20 protein-coding genes are annotated in these 19,369 nt (G+C 38.5%); 10 read left to right on the top strand and 10 right to left on the bottom strand.

What is annotated here, in order from left to right; genetic code table 11:
• Positions 1-3: 3 nt before the first annotated feature.
• The 4 genes from ACFX4R_RS22775 to ACFX4R_RS22760 form a co-directional block, all read right to left on the bottom strand.
• Entirely contained in the window at positions 4-1,617 is a 1,614-nt protein-coding gene (locus ACFX4R_RS22775) for a long-chain fatty acid--CoA ligase (RefSeq protein ID WP_377570443.1), read from the bottom strand.
• A 115-nt stretch (positions 1,618-1,732) separates the two neighbouring features.
• The gene (locus tag ACFX4R_RS22770; RefSeq protein ID WP_170943847.1) at positions 1,733-3,235 is read right to left on the bottom strand and encodes a coproporphyrinogen III oxidase; all 1,503 of its coding nucleotides are present in this window, start codon (positions 3,233-3,235) and stop codon (positions 1,733-1,735) included.
• Positions 3,236-3,674: 439 nt separating this feature from the next.
• Positions 3,675-4,553, bottom strand: coding sequence for a Cof-type HAD-IIB family hydrolase (locus tag ACFX4R_RS22765; protein WP_013055300.1), 879 nt, complete (start codon positions 4,551-4,553; stop codon positions 3,675-3,677).
• A gap of 180 nt (positions 4,554-4,733) precedes the next feature.
• A complete protein-coding gene (locus ACFX4R_RS22760) occupies positions 4,734-5,084 on the bottom strand; it encodes a YlbF/YmcA family competence regulator (RefSeq protein WP_013055299.1) in 351 nt (116 codons plus the stop codon).
• A 187-nt stretch (positions 5,085-5,271) separates the two neighbouring features.
• Here ACFX4R_RS22760 and ACFX4R_RS22755 point away from each other — a divergent pair, with 187 nt between their 5' ends.
• From ACFX4R_RS22755 to ACFX4R_RS22725, 7 genes are all read left to right on the top strand, one after another.
• On the top strand, positions 5,272-6,615 hold the full coding sequence (locus ACFX4R_RS22755; RefSeq protein WP_043981708.1) for a YheC/YheD family endospore coat-associated protein: 1,344 nt from the start codon (positions 5,272-5,274) through the stop codon (positions 6,613-6,615).
• Entirely contained in the window at positions 6,612-7,694 is a 1,083-nt protein-coding gene (locus ACFX4R_RS22750) for a YheC/YheD family endospore coat-associated protein (RefSeq protein WP_241771385.1), read from the top strand. The genes ACFX4R_RS22755 and ACFX4R_RS22750 overlap by 4 nt, the downstream gene beginning before the upstream one ends.
• Positions 7,695-7,698: 4 nt before the next feature.
• Positions 7,699-9,048 carry a YheC/YheD family endospore coat-associated protein gene (locus ACFX4R_RS22745; RefSeq protein ID WP_013081661.1) on the top strand — a complete coding sequence of 450 codons (1,350 nt, stop codon included), beginning with the start codon at positions 7,699-7,701 and terminating at the stop codon, positions 9,046-9,048.
• Positions 9,045-10,205 (top strand): YheC/YheD family endospore coat-associated protein, encoded by a 1,161-nt coding sequence (locus tag ACFX4R_RS22740; protein ID WP_043981706.1) that lies wholly within the window; start codon positions 9,045-9,047, stop codon positions 10,203-10,205. The genes ACFX4R_RS22745 and ACFX4R_RS22740 overlap by 4 nt, the downstream gene beginning before the upstream one ends.
• Positions 10,206-10,271: 66 nt before the next feature.
• On the top strand, positions 10,272-10,481 hold the full coding sequence (locus tag ACFX4R_RS22735) for a YheE family protein (RefSeq protein WP_043981705.1): 210 nt from the start codon (positions 10,272-10,274) through the stop codon (positions 10,479-10,481).
• A gap of 29 nt (positions 10,482-10,510) precedes the next feature.
• A complete protein-coding gene (locus ACFX4R_RS22730; RefSeq protein WP_043981704.1) occupies positions 10,511-11,413 on the top strand; it encodes a PucR family transcriptional regulator in 903 nt (300 codons plus the stop codon).
• A 139-nt stretch (positions 11,414-11,552) separates the two neighbouring features.
• Positions 11,553-12,662, top strand: a complete 1,110-nt coding sequence (locus ACFX4R_RS22725) for an ABC transporter ATP-binding protein (RefSeq protein ID WP_025752961.1) — start codon at positions 11,553-11,555, stop codon at positions 12,660-12,662.
• A gap of 23 nt (positions 12,663-12,685) precedes the next feature.
• Here the strand turns inward: ACFX4R_RS22725 and ACFX4R_RS22720 are convergent, their stop codons facing one another.
• Positions 12,686-12,850 (bottom strand): hypothetical protein, encoded by a 165-nt coding sequence (locus ACFX4R_RS22720; protein WP_377570441.1) that lies wholly within the window; start codon positions 12,848-12,850, stop codon positions 12,686-12,688.
• Positions 12,851-13,221: 371 nt separating this feature from the next.
• Between ACFX4R_RS22720 and ACFX4R_RS22715 the strand changes: the two genes are divergently transcribed.
• Entirely contained in the window at positions 13,222-13,440 is a 219-nt protein-coding gene (locus tag ACFX4R_RS22715; protein ID WP_013055290.1) for an alpha/beta-type small acid-soluble spore protein, read from the top strand.
• 65 nt (positions 13,441-13,505) lie between these two features.
• Here the strand turns inward: ACFX4R_RS22715 and ACFX4R_RS22710 are convergent, their stop codons facing one another.
• Positions 13,506-14,771, bottom strand: a complete 1,266-nt coding sequence (locus tag ACFX4R_RS22710) for a hemolysin family protein (protein ID WP_043981703.1) — start codon at positions 14,769-14,771, stop codon at positions 13,506-13,508.
• 184 nt (positions 14,772-14,955) lie between these two features.
• Here ACFX4R_RS22710 and ACFX4R_RS22705 point away from each other — a divergent pair, with 184 nt between their 5' ends.
• A complete protein-coding gene (locus tag ACFX4R_RS22705; protein WP_057274982.1) occupies positions 14,956-15,576 on the top strand; it encodes an NAD(P)-dependent oxidoreductase in 621 nt (206 codons plus the stop codon).
• A 38-nt stretch (positions 15,577-15,614) separates the two neighbouring features.
• Here the strand turns inward: ACFX4R_RS22705 and ACFX4R_RS22700 are convergent, their stop codons facing one another.
• A complete protein-coding gene (locus tag ACFX4R_RS22700; protein WP_016762958.1) occupies positions 15,615-15,812 on the bottom strand; it encodes a hypothetical protein in 198 nt (65 codons plus the stop codon).
• 180 nt (positions 15,813-15,992) lie between these two features.
• On the opposite strand from ACFX4R_RS22700, the gene gpmA reads away from it, so the two are divergent.
• On the top strand, positions 15,993-16,718 hold the full coding sequence (gene gpmA / locus ACFX4R_RS22695) for a 2,3-diphosphoglycerate-dependent phosphoglycerate mutase (RefSeq protein ID WP_013081653.1): 726 nt from the start codon (positions 15,993-15,995) through the stop codon (positions 16,716-16,718).
• A 30-nt stretch (positions 16,719-16,748) separates the two neighbouring features.
• Here the strand turns inward: gpmA and thiD are convergent, their stop codons facing one another.
• From thiD to ACFX4R_RS22680, 3 genes are read right to left on the bottom strand one after another with little or no spacing between them, the layout of a single operon-like run.
• Positions 16,749-17,558, bottom strand: coding sequence for a bifunctional hydroxymethylpyrimidine kinase/phosphomethylpyrimidine kinase (gene thiD, locus ACFX4R_RS22690; RefSeq protein ID WP_377570439.1), 810 nt, complete (start codon positions 17,556-17,558; stop codon positions 16,749-16,751).
• Between the two features lie 22 nt (positions 17,559-17,580).
• Positions 17,581-18,600, bottom strand: a complete 1,020-nt coding sequence (locus tag ACFX4R_RS22685; protein WP_043981701.1) for a thiazole biosynthesis adenylyltransferase ThiF — start codon at positions 18,598-18,600, stop codon at positions 17,581-17,583.
• On the bottom strand, positions 18,597-19,364 hold the full coding sequence (locus ACFX4R_RS22680; protein WP_162215222.1) for a thiazole synthase: 768 nt from the start codon (positions 19,362-19,364) through the stop codon (positions 18,597-18,599). The genes ACFX4R_RS22685 and ACFX4R_RS22680 overlap by 4 nt, the downstream gene beginning before the upstream one ends.
• Positions 19,365-19,369 lie beyond the last annotated feature (5 nt).

Here is a 19,369-nt window from a genome sequence, read left to right as displayed (position 1 = left end):
TACTCACCCTTTCTGATAATGATTGAGGACTTGTTCACGAAGCGTACGTTTTAAGAACTTTCCTACCGTTGTCTTCGGGATCTCATCCATAAATAAAATGTCATCTGGAAGCCACCATTTTGCGAACTGCGGCGTTAAAAATTCGAGCAGCTCTTCTGACGAAACGATGCCTTTGTATGCATCTTTTAACACGACACAAGCCACTGGACGCTCTTGCCACACCTTATGAGGGACTGCTATTACACAGGCTTCGAAAACAGCTTCATGGGCAATAAGCGCGTTTTCTAGATCAACCGATGAAATCCATTCTCCTCCGCTTTTAATTAAATCTTTTGTTCGGTCTACGATTTTGATCGTTCCCTCTTCGTCAACCGTCACAATATCTCCGGTGTACAGCCAGCCGTCTTTAAACGTATCTTCTGTTCTTTTATCCTTGTAATATTCAGAAGCTACCCATGGGCCCTTTAGTAATAGCTCACCCATTTCCACTCCATCCCAAGCAATTTCTCCATTTTGACCTATTACTTTCATTTCAACGCCAGGAACTAAGAAACCTTGCTTAGCTTTTACGTTGAGCTGATACTCAAAGTCTTCGCTGTACTGATAGCTTTTTAAGCGGGAGACGGTCACCACAGGGCTTGTTTCTGTCATTCCGTATGCATGCATAAATTCAATTTGATATTTTTCTTGAAATTCTCGAATAACGCTTTTTGGGGCCGCTGATCCGCCGCATAAAATAGCTCGCAAACTATCGACTGCGTAAGGCCTGTTTTCTATCTCTTGTAAAAAGTTTAACCAAACGGTAGGTACTGCTGCAGCCAGAGTTACTTTCTCTTCTTCAATCAAAAAAGCAATCGTCTCTGAAGTACAAAAAGCACCCGGCAGCACAAGCTTTGTTCCAAACCAAACGGCAGCAAAAGGAATTCCCCATGCGTTCACGTGAAACATTGGAACGATAGGCATAGCGGTATCAGCTTCTGATAATCCAGCACTATCAGCAAGCCCTAGCGCCATACAGTGCAGATAAATAGCGCGATGAGAATATACAACGCCCTTTGGCTCTCCTGTAGTAGCAGAGGTATAACAAAGACCTGCTGGTTCTTCTTCGTTTAAATCTTGAACAAAAGAATGCGATGCATCCCCTTGCTTAATCCAATTTTCGTAATGATAAACTGGCAAGTCTGTTTCTGGCAGCTTATTTTCATCTGTCATAATGATATAGGCTTCAACATGTGGAAGCTTTTGATGAATGCTTTCAAATAAAGGTAAAAAACATTCATCAAATAAAATGACTTTATCGCGTGCATGGTTAATGATGTATACAATTTGCTCAGGATCTAACCGGATATTGATGGTGTGAAGAACAGCGCCTATTCCGGGCACGGCAAAATAAGCTTCTAGATGTCTATGATGATTCCATGCAAACGTCCCGACTCTTTCTCCTCGCTTCGCTCCAATTCGTTCTAGCATACTAGAGAGCTGCCGAGTCCGTTTTATTAACTGATTATAAGTTAAACGCTGAATTCCTTTTGAAGATTTAGAAATCACTTCTTTTTTACTAAACAGCTTTTCAGCTCTTTCCATCATAGATGGTACGGTTAACTGTACATTCATCATTAAGCGGCACCTCGCATCGCCATAATAAGAAAACGCTTACAACTTTTTTATATATTCAACAGATTCCGACATTTCCCTGCCGAAAATAAAAAAAGATCACTAAAAAGTGATCTTTTTATTTCCTAAACAATTCATCTAAAATCTTGAGTTTCTCTTGTGTGTAGTGCTCGAATCCATCGTTGTACGATTTTGGGTCTTTTGGATTCGCAAACCTTGTGATAATGCCTGTTTCTGGATGCACGAACTTACTAGATGCCCCGCATCCAAGACCAATAATCGTCTGCTTTTCTTCCATGATCATAATATTGTACAGGCTCTCTTGACCGGGGAATGAATATCCAACGTTCTCTAAATTACCTAAAATATTTTTTTGGCGATATAAATAATAAGGTTCATACCCTTGTTCTTGAGTCCACTCAGTCGCTAAATCCATCATTTTACCAATTTCATAGCGATCTGCCACTTTGTATTTCCGTTTATTTTGAGTCATTTCAGACGCGCGTTTAAATGATAGCGTATGAACCGTTAAAGATTCAGGAAGCAATTTTTTAGATTCGTCTAGCGTATGCTGAAATTCTTCTACACCTTCATTTGGAAGCCCAATAATTAAGTCCATGTTAATGTTATTCATCCCCATTTTTCGAGAAAGATGAAATTTATCAATAGTTTCTTCAACTGTATGATGACGTCCAATAGCTTTTAAGGTTTCTTGAATATAAGACTGCGGATTTACACTAATCCGGTCAATATTCCATTTGTTCAAAACAGCTAGCTTTTCTTCCGTAATCGTATCGGGTCTTCCTGCTTCTACCGTAATTTCACGGATATTTTGTACATCCGGGAACGATTCATACATCTCTTCATACAGCATGTCCATTTCTTCAGCGGTAATGCTCGTTGGTGTGCCTCCACCATAATAGACGGTTGTAATCTTGACGTTATTGTCTTTTAGCCATTTTCCTACTTCACGCATCTCATAATGCAAGCCGCCTAAAAATGACGTAACGGATCCTTGACGTCCGTTAATTGCATAGGCTGGGAATGTACAGTATGCACACTTTGTCGGACAAAACGGAATGCCTATATAAATGCTTACCTCGTTCTTTAACTCATGTAAATCTGGAATAGCTGCTAGTTGACGATCCACAATATGCTGCATTAAATTAATTTTGTCATCGGTAATTAAATATTCTTCCTTTAGCTCACGATGGGCTTGTTCTTTACTTTTGCCTGACTGCAGTTTCATATGAAGCAGTTTCGTCGGACGAATACCGGTCAAAATACCCCATTTTTGAACAATGCTTGTATACTCCTGTAGCACAGATAAGTAGACGCGAAGCACCACATTTTTTATTTGCTTAAATTTTTCTTTTTCTGTTTCATACGGCGTAAACGATTTAGCAAGCTCTTCGGTAAACACCTTGTCCGTTTCAGCATCATGCAGCACTGCTTTCGCATAAATTTCTTCATGAACTTTTAGCTCTACTTCGACTTTCAGCTGAGCTTCGTTATCATCCTCAAAGGAGACATTGCTTTCTTCAAAAAACAAATCTGAAATTCGGTGAAGCGGACGTAAAAAACGCTCATCTTCTATACCTTTTATATAAATGTTCAATATAATCACCTTTCAAATCAATTCTATCTAAGTAATCAGTTTACAAAACCTACGTATGTCCGGTCAAGGTGCTCAGCTCAAGGGAATGCGCGGACAGGAAACAAACGGAAAAAGAGATTGAGCCATAGCTACATTAATTCAATCTAAAGACGAACAAATGAGATACATGAGCTGAACCGCTTGTTACACTTTGTTGATTTCGGTGCAAGGCTTTGCTTTCCGCGGGCGGGCGATGAGCCTTCTCGTCGCTTGCGCTTTTCGCTCAGAAGCCTTCGCCTTGCCCTCCAATCAACAGCTAGAAGCACGTACATATATGAAACCTACGTTCACTCTTCCAATAAAAAAATCCGAACGAATTGGATTCTCTATCAAGAATCTCGATTCATCGTTCGGATCTTCCTTCGGCTAAACTGCTTTTGTACTAGCCTCTTTTTTCCTTTATTTATTTTAAACGAAAGCTGTCAATTTGATGAAGATAACCAAGGCGCTGCTGCTTTCTAAATAGTTCTTTTACCATATAGGCTACACCATTTTCATTATTAGAACGAGTAACCCAATCCGCAAGCATTTTTAATTCTGTTGGTGAATTGCCCATGGCCACACCCATTCCCGCATGTTCAATCGTTTCTAAATCATCATAACAATTTCCAATTGCTACTACGTCTTCCATTGGTATCCCTAGACGATTTGCTACATAACGAACGCCGGCAGCTTTTGTGGCTCCTTTTGGCGTAATATAACATCTATTTTCATTTGGATACGAAAACCATTCAATATCTGGAACTGCACTAGCGATTGTTTGCTCGGCATATTCTTTTTCTCTACGATCTGCAAAATACACTTCTATTTTTGGCGTAGAAACAGGTTCATCACGAAGTGTATCTCCTAATGAATCTACGAACTGCACGGGATAAAAGAGCGGTTCTCCCGTTTTCAACACGCTTTTAGCTACGATATTATTAGGAAGCTTTACACGATTTCCAATTGAAAACCTTTCATGTAAAATGCGGACATGACAATTAAAATTTTCAAAAAGCTGAATGAGATTAAATGTTTTTTCCTCGCTAATTCTCTTATCTAGTATCGGTTTGTCTATCGATGTTCCGATAAAGGCACCGCTATGAGTAATGAGCATTGCTGGATGAACTTTAAGTGACCGAGCAATTTTTTTAGCAGACGGAAAATGCCTGTTTGTTACTAACGTAACGTAAACCCCTTTATTTTTAACGAATTGAATTGCGTCTTTCGTTTCTTTTGTAACGCGCCCTTGGCTATTTAAAATGGTTCCATCAATATTCAACGCTAGCAATCGATAAGCCATATGAGAACCCCTTCTTTCATAGATGTCTAATCCGTTAGGATACGGTTATAAATGACCTTTTCATGATAGTCGGCATGTGTAGCCTTGTTACTAAGCTTATGAGCAGAACTGCACAATTAGAAGGAATTTCCGCATAAAAAAAAGAGGAAAAGATTTCTCTTTTCCTCTTTCCTCTATCTCTTATTCAGCCGCACCGTAAAGTTCTTCAAGTGGCTTCATGATAATTTTGTTTAATTCACCAATTACCATGCTCATACGTTGCTCAGCTTCCATTAGCTTCGCGATATTTTGATCTTGCTGAACGATTGCAACTGTTTGTTGAGCTTGCTGAACTTCTTCTTCAGTGATTTCTTGGCCCATCATTTGCTTTTGTTGCAGCTCCATTTGCATTGTACGGAAACGCTCAAATAATTGTTTTGAACCTTGATCAGCGTTTACTGCTGCATATAAGTTTTTTAAGTTTGTGTAATCGTCGCTTTGACGAATTGCTTTTTCTAAATCATTTGCTACATCATGTAAGTTTACAGACACGTTAAGTTCCTCCTAATTAAGTTCTATAATTTCTTGACTTCCCTAACTATAACAAATTATTATATAAAATTCAGCTTAAGACCTTTATTTTCTTAGAAAACGATAAATTCTCTTCACAGATTGGGCTAATTCCTCATAGTATATATCAGCATTCGCCTACTAAAGGAAAGAAAAAGAGGATTCGTTTATGAATACTTTTACCATTTCTCTAAAACCACTAGAGAACCATATGAGCAGCGACATTTACATTAGTTCTGCTCTGTTCTCACGTGTGAAGTGCAAGCACGAGTTTACGTTAACAGTAGGTTCCATCACGAAAGAAGTCGAAGCCACCGTGTTTCAGCATCGAGAATGCTGTTTCATGATGTCAGAAGCTCTATTTACAGACTTTCGCTTTCCGTATGAAACACATCAGCTGAGAGGCATTTATGAAGAGAACACGTTTAGGTTGGGACCCGTAATTAGCATCGTAACAGAAGTTCGAGAAGATGAAGAACTCTTTGGCTCCATTTCTGTATTTTGTAAGGAATTTGTTCAAGCTTGCAAGGAGTTAGGGTGTTTTTGCTATGTGAGCAAATTAAGCGACGTGAAGTCATTATCCCCTAAAGGATATGTTTATCGCGCTGATCGATGGGTTTATTCAGACGTTCCCTTTCCTGGAATCGTACACAATCGGATTCATGCCAGGAAAACGGAGCAAACCGCTGATTTTCAAACCTTTAAAACATTTTTAAAAGAACATGACGTTCCTTTCTTTAACGCACGCTACTTAAATAAATGGACGGTTTTTCAACAGCTTAAAGATGTCGTACACTTGCTTCCATATTTGCCAAAAACGTATCAGCTTCGTTCACGTCAAGATCTTCTTGACGCTTTGGAACTTCATGACGATGTTTTTTTGAAGCCTGTTCATGGTAGCCAAGGAAAAAATATTTTTAAAATTTCAAAAAAAGAGAAGTATATTTTAGACTATACAACGTTTACGCAGACATATGAAAAAGAATATGAATCTCTTTATGACTTATTTGAAACGCTTTATAGTCAATTAAAAAGGCAAGGATTTCTCATCCAAGAAGGAATTTCACTGCAGACATACAAACAGTGCCCTTTTGATTTCCGCATTCTCTGTCATAAAAAAGACGACTTGACGTGGAAAATCACGTCCATTGTCACACGTGTATCAAAACCCGGCAATTTCGTCTCAAATCTTGCCCGTGGAGGAGATATTCATCCTCCTCAGCAAGTGTTAACTCAGCTCTATGATTCAAAAACTACGCGCCATATCCTTTCACTTTTAAAAGAGATTGCGATTGAAATTTGCACGCAGCTTTCTCATCCGTCTGAACTTTATGCCGAATTCGGTATTGATTTAGCGATTGATCAAGAAGGAAAGCCTTGGATTATTGAAGTAAATGTCAAACCTTCCAAACAATCCGATTCAAGCGCTTTCTCTGTCCGTCCATCAACAAAAGCACTGCTTGATTATTGTCTGCATGCAACGAATTTTCAATTTCCCAAGGAGGATTTATGATGATTTCATTAGGCTTTTTAACGATTCACCCACAGCAAGAAGTGGAGTACGTGACCGAAATTGCTAAACATGCTTCTGAGTTTTCGATTGAAATATACCGTTTTACTCCTTTTAACATTCATCCTAACACCGAAAATATTGAAGGCTTCCGCTACGATTTACAACAAAAGAAATGGATAGAAGATTCCTTCTTACTTCCTTCGTTTATTTACGATCGCTGCTTTTATCGAAAAGACTCTCTGTCTAAAAAGGCTCGCCCTATTGTAAACTGGCTTAAACAGCGGGAAGATGTTACATTTTTAGGCCATGGATTACCCAATAAGCTAGATGTCTATGAAATAATTAAAAAAGATAGCTATTTATCTTCATATATTCCTCCTACCACTCCAATCGAAAGTGTAGAGCAACTTGTTCAGCTGCTTCGAACAAACGATAGCCTAATGATTAAACCTGCCAACGGCTCACAAGGTAAAGGGATTGTGAAATTAAGACAGCGCGGACGTGAAATTGAAGCTGCATATCAACAAAATGACATTGTAAACACCATTCTATTTTCCTCTTTTCAAGAGTTTAAGAACTGGTTTACGAAAACCACCCGTGATGTACTGTATATTGCTCAGCCCCATATTTCATTTTTCCCTTATGAACGCACTCCTTTTGATATAAGACTGCTATTACAAAAAGGAAACGATGGCGCTTGGAAAGAAATTGGAAGAGGCATTAGACAAGGTGAACGGGACTCTATCGTAACAAATGTAAGTTCAGGAGCATCTATTGTACCTTTTGAGAACTTGCTGCCTCGCATCCCTCGCGTTCATCGTCAATATGTAATGGATGAAATCAACACCATTTGTAAAACGATTCCGTCCGTGCTGGAAAATCACTTTCCTTCTCTTTTTGAATTAGGTATTGATTTATGTATCTCGAGAGACTTCAGCATCTGGATTCTAGATTTAAATTCGAAACCGGGAAGAAAAGTAGTAATGGAAACAGCACCTGAACAAAAAGAAGTCATGTATAAAAATGTCCTGTCTTACTGCGTCTATTTAGCTAACACACTATCGTATCGTAAGGAGTAATGCTATGAAAAAAACTCTTACTCGCCTTGTTGTAGTAGAGCAGCTAGGCTGTGATCTTTCTGTTCCTGCATCTCTTTACAAAGACTCCTTGAAACAAGCAGCTTTTGGAACAATGACAGCTCCATGCCTTATACAATCTTCAGAACGTGAAGAAATTCAGATTTCAGCTGAGCTAATGACAAAACTTCAAATTCCTTTCGCCCATATGATGCATCCTATTATTGTGAATGAGACCATTCACTTAGGACCTTTAATCGGTGTGTTATCCGCTGGTTTTACTGGTTCTCTGCTGCGGCCAATTGGAAAGCGTTCCCTTCACTTAGCTAAACTTCTTTCTACTGCAAGTATAACAGGGGGCCTGCCTTTTATTTTTGGAACTCATCATATCAACTGGGAAACCGGGACCATAAACGGCTATTTTTATGAAGAAAGCGGCTGGACACAGCATGAAATCCCGCTTCCTAACGTTGTATATAATCGTTTGCCAAATCGAAAAACAGAAGGGTTAGCTCCTTTTAAGTTCATTAAAGAAAAGATGATGACTGATTACGGCATTCCATTTTTTAATCCTGATTTTTTCAACAAGTGGGAAATTCATGAGCTTTTAAAACTGAACGAGCAGACAGCCTATTTGTTACCTTACACGGTTGAAAGTCCTTCGTGTGAGCAAATAAAAAAACTTCTGCTTCTTCATCAAACCGTTTATTTAAAACCGAAAAACGGAAGCTTAGGCCGGGGCATTTATACCCTATCTTTTAAGGATTCCATGTACACGCTGACTTACAAAGGAGAAAAAGGTCTTCATGTTCAAGAAAAAGAAACCTTAGAGGATCTATTATCAGAATTTGAATATTTACTTACTAATCCTTCCTACATTGCTCAGCAGGGTATTTCATTAATCAAAAAAGAAAAGCGCTGTGTAGACTTTCGCGTGCATACAAATAAAGACGGGAATAACCAATGGGTGCTTACTGCTCTGGCTGCTAAAGTAGCGGGTCCCAACAGCATCACTACGCATCTTGATTACGGCGGAGAAATTGAAGCTACAGCTAAAATATTCACCAACCCTTCTTACAAAAAAGAAATTGAAAATAAGCTAAAAGATGCCGCTATCTCAATTAGTCATGTGCTTGAACAGGAGTTGAACGGATTAATTGGAGAGCTTGGATTCGATTTTGGAGTGGATTATCAAGGCAACGTATGGCTGTTTGAAGCTAACTCCAAGCCCGGTCGCTCTATTTTTTCACACCCTGCCTTACGAAAAGCGGATCAACAAACTAGAAAACTTTCTCTAGAATATGCGATTTACTTATCTGGATACTATCTAAATACACCTGAAGGCATCAGCATATGATTACAATTTACTATCACAAAGAAAAGCAGCAGTGGTTTCATCATAACCCTTCAGCGTCTTACACATGGGGAGTTCAAGAAATTGAACTTCCCTTTACTCAAAACATTTCTTCTACTCAAGCTTTTCTTCGTTTAAAAGGAGAAAAAGTCGGTCCTATTGTGGGAGTTTTAACGAACAAAGCGGTTTTGGAAAAACTGAATGTAAAACAGCGCCCTTTATTGGAACTCTTACATCATACCCTGCAAGAAAAAGGCGGCCTTCTTGCTTTATTCGCTGAAGAAACAATGTCTCATCACTTCTTTGAAGGGTATTGCTTTGACAGTGCAAAAAAGCAGTGGATCAAAACAACTTTGCCGCTGCCAAACGTTATATATAATCGTTATCCAGGAAGAAAATCAGAAACTAAGAAGCTGACATCTTTACATCAAAAAATTAAAGGCAAGCACATTCCACTTTTTAACTCCGCTTTTTTTTCAAAATGGAAAGTATATCAATTATTTTCAAAGGATCAACTACTATCTTCTCACCTTCCTAAAACCTATCGTTTAACACCAGAAATTGATATTGCTAAGCTCCTGCAAAAGCACTCTTCCCTTTACTTTAAGCCTATTAACAGCAGTAAAGGTGCTGGAATTTTTCGATTATCTTCCCATAAGCATACGATTATTTACCAAGATCATAAACGCAAAGAAGAATTTTCTTCTTTACAAGCAATTGACCTTCCCAGGTCTGCTTATCTCATTCAAGAAGCGATTGAGACGCAACCATTCAAAGACAGGCGCTATGACTTACGTATTTTAGCGCATCACAAAGATAGCGGATATGTTATTAGCGGCGTCGGTATTCGACATAGTCCCTATCAATCCATTACAACACACACGTTAAACGGCGGCAGCATTTCACCTTTTCAAGATTTTGAAGATGAAGTAGATACTTCCTTTCTTTCGTCCTTTGTAAATACGTGCGGGCAAGTCCTTCAAAAGTCCTTCCCTCTAGTTGAAGAATTTTCTCTTGATATGGCAAAGTCAGCCCAAGGGCAGTATTATCTGTTTGAAGTGAATGCAAAACCAATGATTTTTGATGAAACAGATATTCAAACGCAAGGTGCTAAACACATATGCAACATATTTTACAAATTAACAAAATTTTTAGATTAAATGATTTTTCATCTCCTTTTCTCATGGTAAGCTTATAATAACTAATTGAGAAAGGAGATTTTCTTTATGGTTGCACATTTTCAGATTAAACCGCTGTATCAAAATAATCGAATGCCGGGCTGGCACATCTCGTTTTATATGAATCAGGTTTATTATGAGGCTGATTATTTAAAAGATGGACAAATTGTATGGAAAACTGCGCTTTCTAATCAAATAGATGAAACACAATTAATTGATTATATTCATGAGCTTATGCTTTTTCACGTTTATGAATAGTAAGCTTTCACCGAAGGGAACGAGCACAGATGAAACAGCTGCACACACTATTTGGGGATAAAATGATTAAGGCTAAAATCCCTTCTCAATTTGAACGTTACAAATGGTTTTCATGTGATGAAGGCTTCATTGGAATTGAACACACGGCTTTATCTCAAAAAGAGCAGGCGTTACTTTCTGCTTTTTTAACCCCTTATGATGAGAAAGTTTCTTTACTAACGCCAGAGCAATTGTATTGGTCAAACCTGTTATTTGAAGCACCTGAAAAAGTCATTCACTCTCATCATACGCACCATTCTTTTCGCTTCACCCAGTTTTTAATTAAACGTTTGTTTGAACAAAAAATAGAGTTTGAAAATGCGCTTCACGCCTTGTATTCTACCTCCATTACTGTGTTGTGGATTGATAAACAATCAGGTATCGTTATCGAAACCTTTAATGATCCTAATGACTTAACTGAAAATTTATCAGATTCTATCGAGGTGCTATGTCATGATTTTGAAACTTCGATTCAGTTCTTTGAAGGAAAAATTCACTTTTTTCCGTCTTCACCGCAATTAATTTTTGAGCGTGAAAAGAAATGGTTTTATCAAATTAAGCATACAGTCGAACAAAACCATGTTATTCATTTTGCCGACGTTTTACCCCATTTGGTTCTGCAAGAGTCTTCAGAGGCAATCCAAAATCATATGATACATTTACTTGACTTAGTAAAAGATGATGGAGATCTTTTAGAAACGATTAAAGTTTATTTAGAATGTAATTTAAACGTATCTCTTGCTGCTAAGAAATTGTACATGCATCGCAACAGCTTGCAGTATAGAATTGAGAAATTTATTGATCGCACACACCTTGATATCAAACACTTCACAGGAGCTGTGTCTGCTTACTTAGCCATTCTTGCTTTAAAAAATTCGCAAGATGGAGAATGAAATGAAAGGGTTTTCGTAAATAGTGCACGAAAACTCTTTCTTTTTTTTGTGCATGTTTGCCATTTACCGTTTCATTTAAAAAAATTACACTAGAGTTAAGAAAACGGTTTCACAGAGTACATACAAGGGGGAAATGGAAATGGCTGAATTACGTTTAGAACATATTTATAAAATGTATGATAAAGATGTGACGGCGGTAAAAGATTTTAACCTTCACATTCAAGATAAAGAATTTATTGTATTTGTTGGGCCTTCAGGCTGCGGAAAATCGACAACGCTTCGTATGGTTGCAGGGCTAGAGGAAATTTCCAAAGGTGATTTTTATATTGACAGCAAGCGTGTAAATGATGTTGCTCCAAAAGATCGCGATATTGCAATGGTATTCCAAAACTACGCATTGTATCCGCATATGAGCGTATATGACAACATGGCTTTCGGCTTAAAACTTCGTAAATTACCAAAAGATGAAATCGAACGCCGCGTAAAAGATGCCGCTCGTATTTTAGGACTTGAGCAATACTTAGAGCGCAAGCCAAAAGCATTATCCGGCGGACAGCGTCAGCGTGTAGCCCTAGGTCGTGCAATCGTTCGTGATGCTAAGGTCTTCTTAATGGACGAACCTTTATCAAACTTAGACGCGAAATTACGTGTGCAAATGCGTTCTGAAATTGCGAAGCTTCACCAGCGTTTGGGTACAACGACAATTTACGTAACACATGACCAAACCGAAGCAATGACAATGGCTTCTCGTCTGGTTGTTATGAAAGATGGGATTATCCAGCAGGTTGGTACACCAAAAGAAGTATATGAAAAACCTGAAAATGTATTTGTAGGCGGGTTTATTGGTTCTCCTGCTATGAACTTCTTAACCGGAACGTTAAAAGACGGAAAGGTTCAAGTAGGCGATTCTCTTCTTGCAGTTCCGGAAGGTAAAATGAAAATACTTCGCGAGCAAGGATATTTAAACAAACAAATTATTTTAGGCATCCGTCCTGAAGATTTCCATGATGAGCCTGTATTTATTGAATCTTCACCTGGCACAAAAGTTACAATCAAAGTCGATGTATCCGAGTTAATGGGAGCTGAAACCATGCTTTATTCTAAACTTGGCGGACAAGATTTTGTAGCACGCGTAGATTCAAGAACAGATATTAAACCGCTTCAGTCTCTAGACTTAGCATTAGATATGAACAAAGCGCATTTCTTTGATGCAGAATCTGAACAGCGCATCCGTGCTGAACACGAATAAAAAAGACCCCCAGGGGTCTTTTTTTATTCCTGTATTTGCTTCAATTCTTCACTGTGACAAGTAGAACAGTAAAAGAGATGAATACATTGGTGATTTGCTAAATCACTAGGATACCCATTTTCTACTTTTAACTGATTGATTTCCATGTAAGCACTGTAATCATCAAAATAATCGCTGACTTTTCCCATATCCCCCAGCACTCCTCCACATGTTTTGCACGTCATTTGTACATCACTAAACCCATTACATAAGGAACAAATCGACATCCGCACACCTCGCTTTACCTGATCAATATGTACCTATAATATGCACGGAATAAAACTCTCTTACTCTTTATCAAACTCTACACAAAAAATTCTATAAATTACCAATAATTTTCTATGTATATGTTTTTTTCCCTTTCGCCATAATACTAGTAACAACCGAGCACAACAGCTCGCAAGCATTGAGTTACGCCGCGGTAGGCAAGCAGATCTAATCGATGCATCTGCTCGGCTGGTTCAACTCCAGCTAACTCAACCATTACAATCTATTTTATCTAACGAGGAGATGAATACACATGGCAAATTATCAAAACGCATCAAACAGAAATTCATCAAACAAGTTAGTAGCGCCTGGTGCTCAAGCTGCTATCGATCAAATGAAGTTCGAAATCGCTAGTGAGTTTGGTGTAAACTTAGGACCAGATGCAACAGCTCGTGCGAACGGATCTGTTGGTGGCGAAATCACAAAACGTTTAGTACAATTAGCTGAGCAAAACCTAGGCGGAAAGTACTAATATTAACTAATTTCATATTATGGCTTTAGCGCTCCAAGATTTCTTGGAGCGCTTTCTAGTTTCTTTTAATCAGCTTCCTCATTCTTATTCCCAAATGATTTTACGGAAACTTTGCGAATACGTCGATTTTCTACTTCCTTAATGGTAAACAATATCTCTTCATATGAGAAAAAGTCTCCTTTAGCAGGGATATGATCAAACTGCTCATATATCCATCCCCCTAAGGTATGGCACGTACTGTCAGGAGAACTAACCGCTATATAGGTTAAAAATTCATCAATAGGGATGTCGGCGTTAAATTCGTACTCCTTTTCCCCTATCTGGTGTACATACTTAACAGCTTCATCATGTTCATCCCAAATCTCTCCTACAATTTCTTCTAATATATCCTCTAAGGTCACAAGTCCGGCCGTTCCACCAAACTCATCAACTACAATTGCCATGTGTACCTTACTTTTTTGGAGCTCTGGCAATAGAATAGATATTTTCATGGATTCTACTACAAAAATAGGTTGTCTCAACAAATCACGAATAGAAATCTTTTTTCTTTGGATTAAACAGGTTAAAAATTCTCTTTCTGATAAAATGCCAATAATATTATCAATATGATCTTCATATACAGGCACTCTCGAATATCTCTCTTCAAGAAACATTTGACAAACCGAATCAATATCGGCATTTACGTCAACTGCTGTGACATCTATTCTAGGTTTTAAAATTTGCCCCACCACAATGTCATTAAAATTGAGTGAACGATGAACTAGCTCTTTTTCAATATTATTAATCGTTCCTTCTTCTTCGCTTAAATCTACCATCACTTTAATTTCATCTTCTGTAATCGTTGGTGTAGGAGCAGACGTTAACAAGTGAGAAGTTCCTTTTTTTACCTGTAAAAATAAGAAGGAAATCGGGGTTAACAATTTAATAATAATAAATAACAAGGAAGAAATCATCAGCGCAAAAGATTCGGCATGCTCTTTAGCTAACGATTTTGGCAAGACTTCACCAAAAATCAAAATGATGATGGTCATAACGATGATACTAATCACAAGTGCTAGGTTTCCTTTAAACATATCGAGGGCAATTTTAGCTGCCAAAGAGGACGCAGCAATGTTTACGACAACATTTCCTACTAAAATTGTCGATAGCGTCTGCTCAAAGTGTTCAGCAATATGCAGCGCTTTTTTACTTCCCCGATATTTTTTCTCAGCGTAATGTTTTAAACGAATTTTATTTACGCTTGAAAAGGCTGTCTCAGCAGATGAAAAGAAAGCTGATAACATAAGCAAAACGACTAGTATCATCATTTGATTCAGAGGCAAGTCTCCCAAAAGACATTCACTCTCCTATTTTTTGATTTTTCTGTCTTTTTATCATATCAAATTTTTTTGTTGTTGAATATTTCATTCATCAACTTTGTATTACTTTATGCTACGCATGCTTTTTATTATGAATAAGTATACAGATTGTATATCCTAAAGAATAGATGCTATCTTTTATAGAGGGGTGTAGCCAATGAAAATTTTACTATTAGGCTCTACAGGGCGAGTTGGACAGTCTTTATTAAAAATGATGCTAAAAGATGAAAACGACGTTACTGTACTTGTTAGAGACCGCACTAAGCTACAGGTTAGCCATCCAAACCTACATATCTTACAAGGCGATGTACTTCATCAAGAAAATATCAACTTTGCCCTCAAGCACCAAGATATCGTAGTCAGCGCGTTAAATACAGATGGTGCAGAGACAATTTCAAAAAGTATGCCGCTTATTATAAACAGCATGAAGTATTACGGCGTTCATCGTATTCTTACCATTGGAACTGCAGGCATCTTACAATCACGAACAGAACCAGAAAAGTATCGTTTTCAATCAAATGAATCAAAGCGTAAAACGACCAGAGCAGCAGAAGATCATTTAAAAGGATACTTACACTTGAAGGAAAGTGATCTAAACTGGACGGTTATATGCCCAACATACTTGCCTGAGGGTGAAATAACAGGCACGTATCGAGTGGAAAAAGATATTTTACCAGCTGATGCCGTTAAAATCTCAACGGGAGATACCGCTCACTTTACCTACCATGAGATATGGGCTCAAAAATTTTCCAAATGCCGCGTTGGGATTGCTTATTGAAAAATCAGGAGAACTTTTCGTTTTCAAAACGAGAAGTTCTACATCCAGAAAATACCGATTATAGCTAATCCACCTAGAACAAAACCTCCTATTTGACCAACGAGAGCCGGTGTCAAAACAGGCTTTCCTTTTTCTTTCTCTAATGTGCTAATATCAAGCTTCATCTGATACATTTCTTCTTTTAAATCTTCAATCTGGCCGTGCAGCGCTTGAATCTGACGTTCTTGGTCACTCATCCACTATCTTCCCTTCCCTTTTTTATTTTTATCATATGCGTAAAAAAGTTAAAGCTTTACTTTTCGGCATCACTTTTTCTAAATGATAAAAACTCCTTTCCCCGGCTTTAGGATAAAAAACTCTTTCCTTCTCATAATAAAAAGAATAGAGTCCTTAGTCACTGTTGAAAGGAGAACACGATGATAAAACTTGTGTTGATTCGGCACGGACAAAGCGTGTGGAATCTTGAAAATAAATTTACAGGCTGGACGGATGTAGATCTTTCTAAAAATGGATTGCAAGAAGCGCGAGAAGCTGGAAAAGTACTAAAGAAAAACGAATATACTTTTGATATTGCCTATACTTCTGTTTTAAAACGATCCATTCGCACTCTATGGATTGTCTTACATCAAATGGACTTCATGTGGATTCCCGTATATAAATCTTGGAGGCTGAATGAACGGCACTACGGGGCTCTTCAAGGTTTGAACAAAGAAGAAACCGCAAAAAAATTTGGAGAAGAGCAAGTGCATTTGTGGAGAAGGTCGATGAACGAACGCCCTCCTGCTTTAGAGACAACAGATATTCGTTATGAAGCTTCTAACCCTAAGTATAAGGAATTAGCTAAGGGACAATTTCCTGTAACGGAAAACTTAGCCGATACAGAAAAGCGGGTTCTAGAATACTGGGACGAAACTATTGCTCCTTCTATTAAAGCTGGAAAAAAGGTTATTATTTCCGCTCACGGTAATACGATTAGAGCTCTGATGCAGTATTTGGATAACATTTCGCCTGATGGCATTGCGAACTTGAATATTCCCACAAGCGTGCCTCTTGTTTATGAGCTTGATGATAATTTAAAGCCCCTTAGACATTATTATTTAGGCATCGATGGAGAGATTCCTACACATATTCCTTCTTCATAAAAAACGTGCCTAGATTGTAGGCACGTTTTTTTATATGTTTGAACGAAAGTATTTTCCATACGCCCAGTGATTAGTAGGACCGTGTCCGGAACCAATTTCAAGCGTGTGCTTAATCGCATAGTGAACAAAATCCGAGGCAGTTTGAACTGCTTCAACCACGCTTTTGCCTTTCGCTAGTTCAGCTGTGACGCAAGCAGCAAACGTGCATCCCGTTCCATGTGTATGCTTTGTATTCATCTTTTCATGCGTGATTTCAACGTACTTATGACCATCATACACTATATCAATCATATCTTGATGAGATTGATCATGTCCGCCTTTAATTACCACGTGCTTTACACCTAGCTCATGCATCTGTTTTGCCGCTTCTTTTCGGTCTTCGATCGTGTGAATTTCTTTACCCGTGATGACTTCCGCCTCCGGTATGTTCGGCGTAATGACTTCACAAAGAGGCAACAATTCTTTTAGAGCCTGTACGGCTTCACTTTGAAGAAGAGACTGACCGCCTTTTGCAATCATAACGGGATCAACTACAACATTTTGCAGTCCGTACTGTTTGATTTTACGAGCCACTGCGTAAATAATATCAGCACTGAACAACATACCTGTCTTCACTGCATTAGGAAATAAGTCAGTGGCAATTGAATCTAACTGAGTTTCAACTGCTTCTACTTCTAAAGGATAAACTCCTTGAACGCCAACTGTATTTTGTGCGGTCACAGCTGTAATAACAGACATGCCAAAAACGTCACGCTCTTGAAATGTTTTTAAATCTGCTTGAATGCCTGCTCCTCCACCGCTGTCTGATCCAGCAATGGTTAATGCTTTTGGTACTGTCATGCTTGAAACCTCCATCTCTTTCTTACCCAATATACCGATGATAAAGTGACTTTGCTTCTACTATATCGTTTGTTCCATGGACAAAGACGCGCCCATCTTGAAACATAACTAAACGGTAATCATCTACATAAAAAGAAAGCAGATACGGATTCTGTTCAATTTTATATCCTTTTTCTTTTAATCGTTCACCTAAAGACTGCAGCGGCTGCTTGGCTGATTTGCCCGGACGGATTTGTACCGTGTTTCTTCCGCATAGCACAGCTGTTTTCGTTTGATTTTCATATTGTAAAAAGGGATACGTTTGTTCACTGCCGCATGAGCGGCAAGCAGATTTGCGAAACACGTTCACATTGATGCTCGTATACTCATTTTTCCATACGTCAAACGAAACAAGTTCCCTCCTGAGCGCATTCCAGTCTCCAACTAATATTTTTAACACTTCTGTTACTTGATGAGCGACTACCATTTGAACAGCAGGACTAATAATCCCCACTGTATCACATGTTAACCCTCCAAGCGGTACAGATTCAAGCAAACAGGATAAACACGGTGTTTCACTTGGTATAATAGTATAACTAATTCCATAACTTCCTACACATGCTCCGTAAATCCAAGGAATATCATATTTTTGTGATAAATCATTCATTACAAGGCGTGTGTCAAAATTATCGGTTGCATCAATCATAACATCTACCCCCTCAACAAGCTGTTCTAAAACTTGAGGGGTACCGTCTGCTACGTGCGCTTCTACTTTTACATCGTGATTAATATCGTGAAGCCGTTTTTTAGCGGCAATTGCTTTTGGAATTCTTTTATCAGCATCTTTTTCACTATACAATTGCTGCCGCTGAAGGTTGCTCCATTCTACATAGTCCCGGTCAATGAGCGTTATTTTCTTTATCCCCGCTCGCGCAAGGGCCTCCGCGTTCCCTGTTCCAAGAGCACCTGCTCCTACAATCAGAACATGCTTTTCTTGAATTTGCTGCTGTCCGCCTTTTCCAATAGGTTGAAACAATTCTTGGCGGGAATAACGATTAATCAACCGATACTCATCCCTTCTGTTGGACTGCTTGCCGTTGCATATTGTTTCTTTTCAATACGTCCTGCTTCAAATGCTGCTCGTCCTGCTTCAATCGCTAACTTCATAGCACGAGCCATTTTCACAGGATCTTTTGCTCCTGAAACAGCTGTATTTAATAACACACCATCTGCTCCTAACTCCATAGCTTGAGCTGCGTCTGAAGCCGTTCCAATACCTGCATCTACAATTACTGGAACAGTTGATTGTTCAATGATAAAACGCATGTTCAACGGATTAATAATACCTTGACCTGAACCGATAGGCGAAGCTCCTGGCATAATGGCATGTACGCCTAACTCCTCTAAACGACGCGCAAGTAAAACATCATCTGATGTGTAAGGTAAAACGGTAAAGCCCTCTTTTAACAGTTCTTCACTGGCTTTTAATGTTTCAACTGGATCAGGAAGCAGCGTTTTATCACATCCAATTACTTCTACTTTCACCATGTCACAAAGTCCAGAAGCCTTTGCTAATTTAGCAATACGTACGGCCTCTTCTGCATTTTTTGCTCCAGCAGTGTTAGGCAAAAGAGTGAAACGCTTCACATCAAGCGCTTCTAATAAATTAGGCTGATTTTGATCAAAAATATCCATTCTTCTCACAGCAAATGTTAAAATTTCTGTTTCTGACTCTTCTACCGCTTGACGCTGAGTCGTAATGTCCGGAAATTTCCCTGTCCCTAATAATAAACGTGAATTAAATGTATATTGTCCAATTTTTAACATACTCT

This window comes from Priestia sp. YIM B13490 (genome assembly GCF_042787735.1).
Classification (GTDB): domain Bacteria; phylum Bacillota; class Bacilli; order Bacillales; family Bacillaceae_H; genus Priestia; species Priestia megaterium.
Note: the sequence above shows the minus strand (reverse complement) of the source record. Positions and strands in the feature narration are given on the sequence as shown.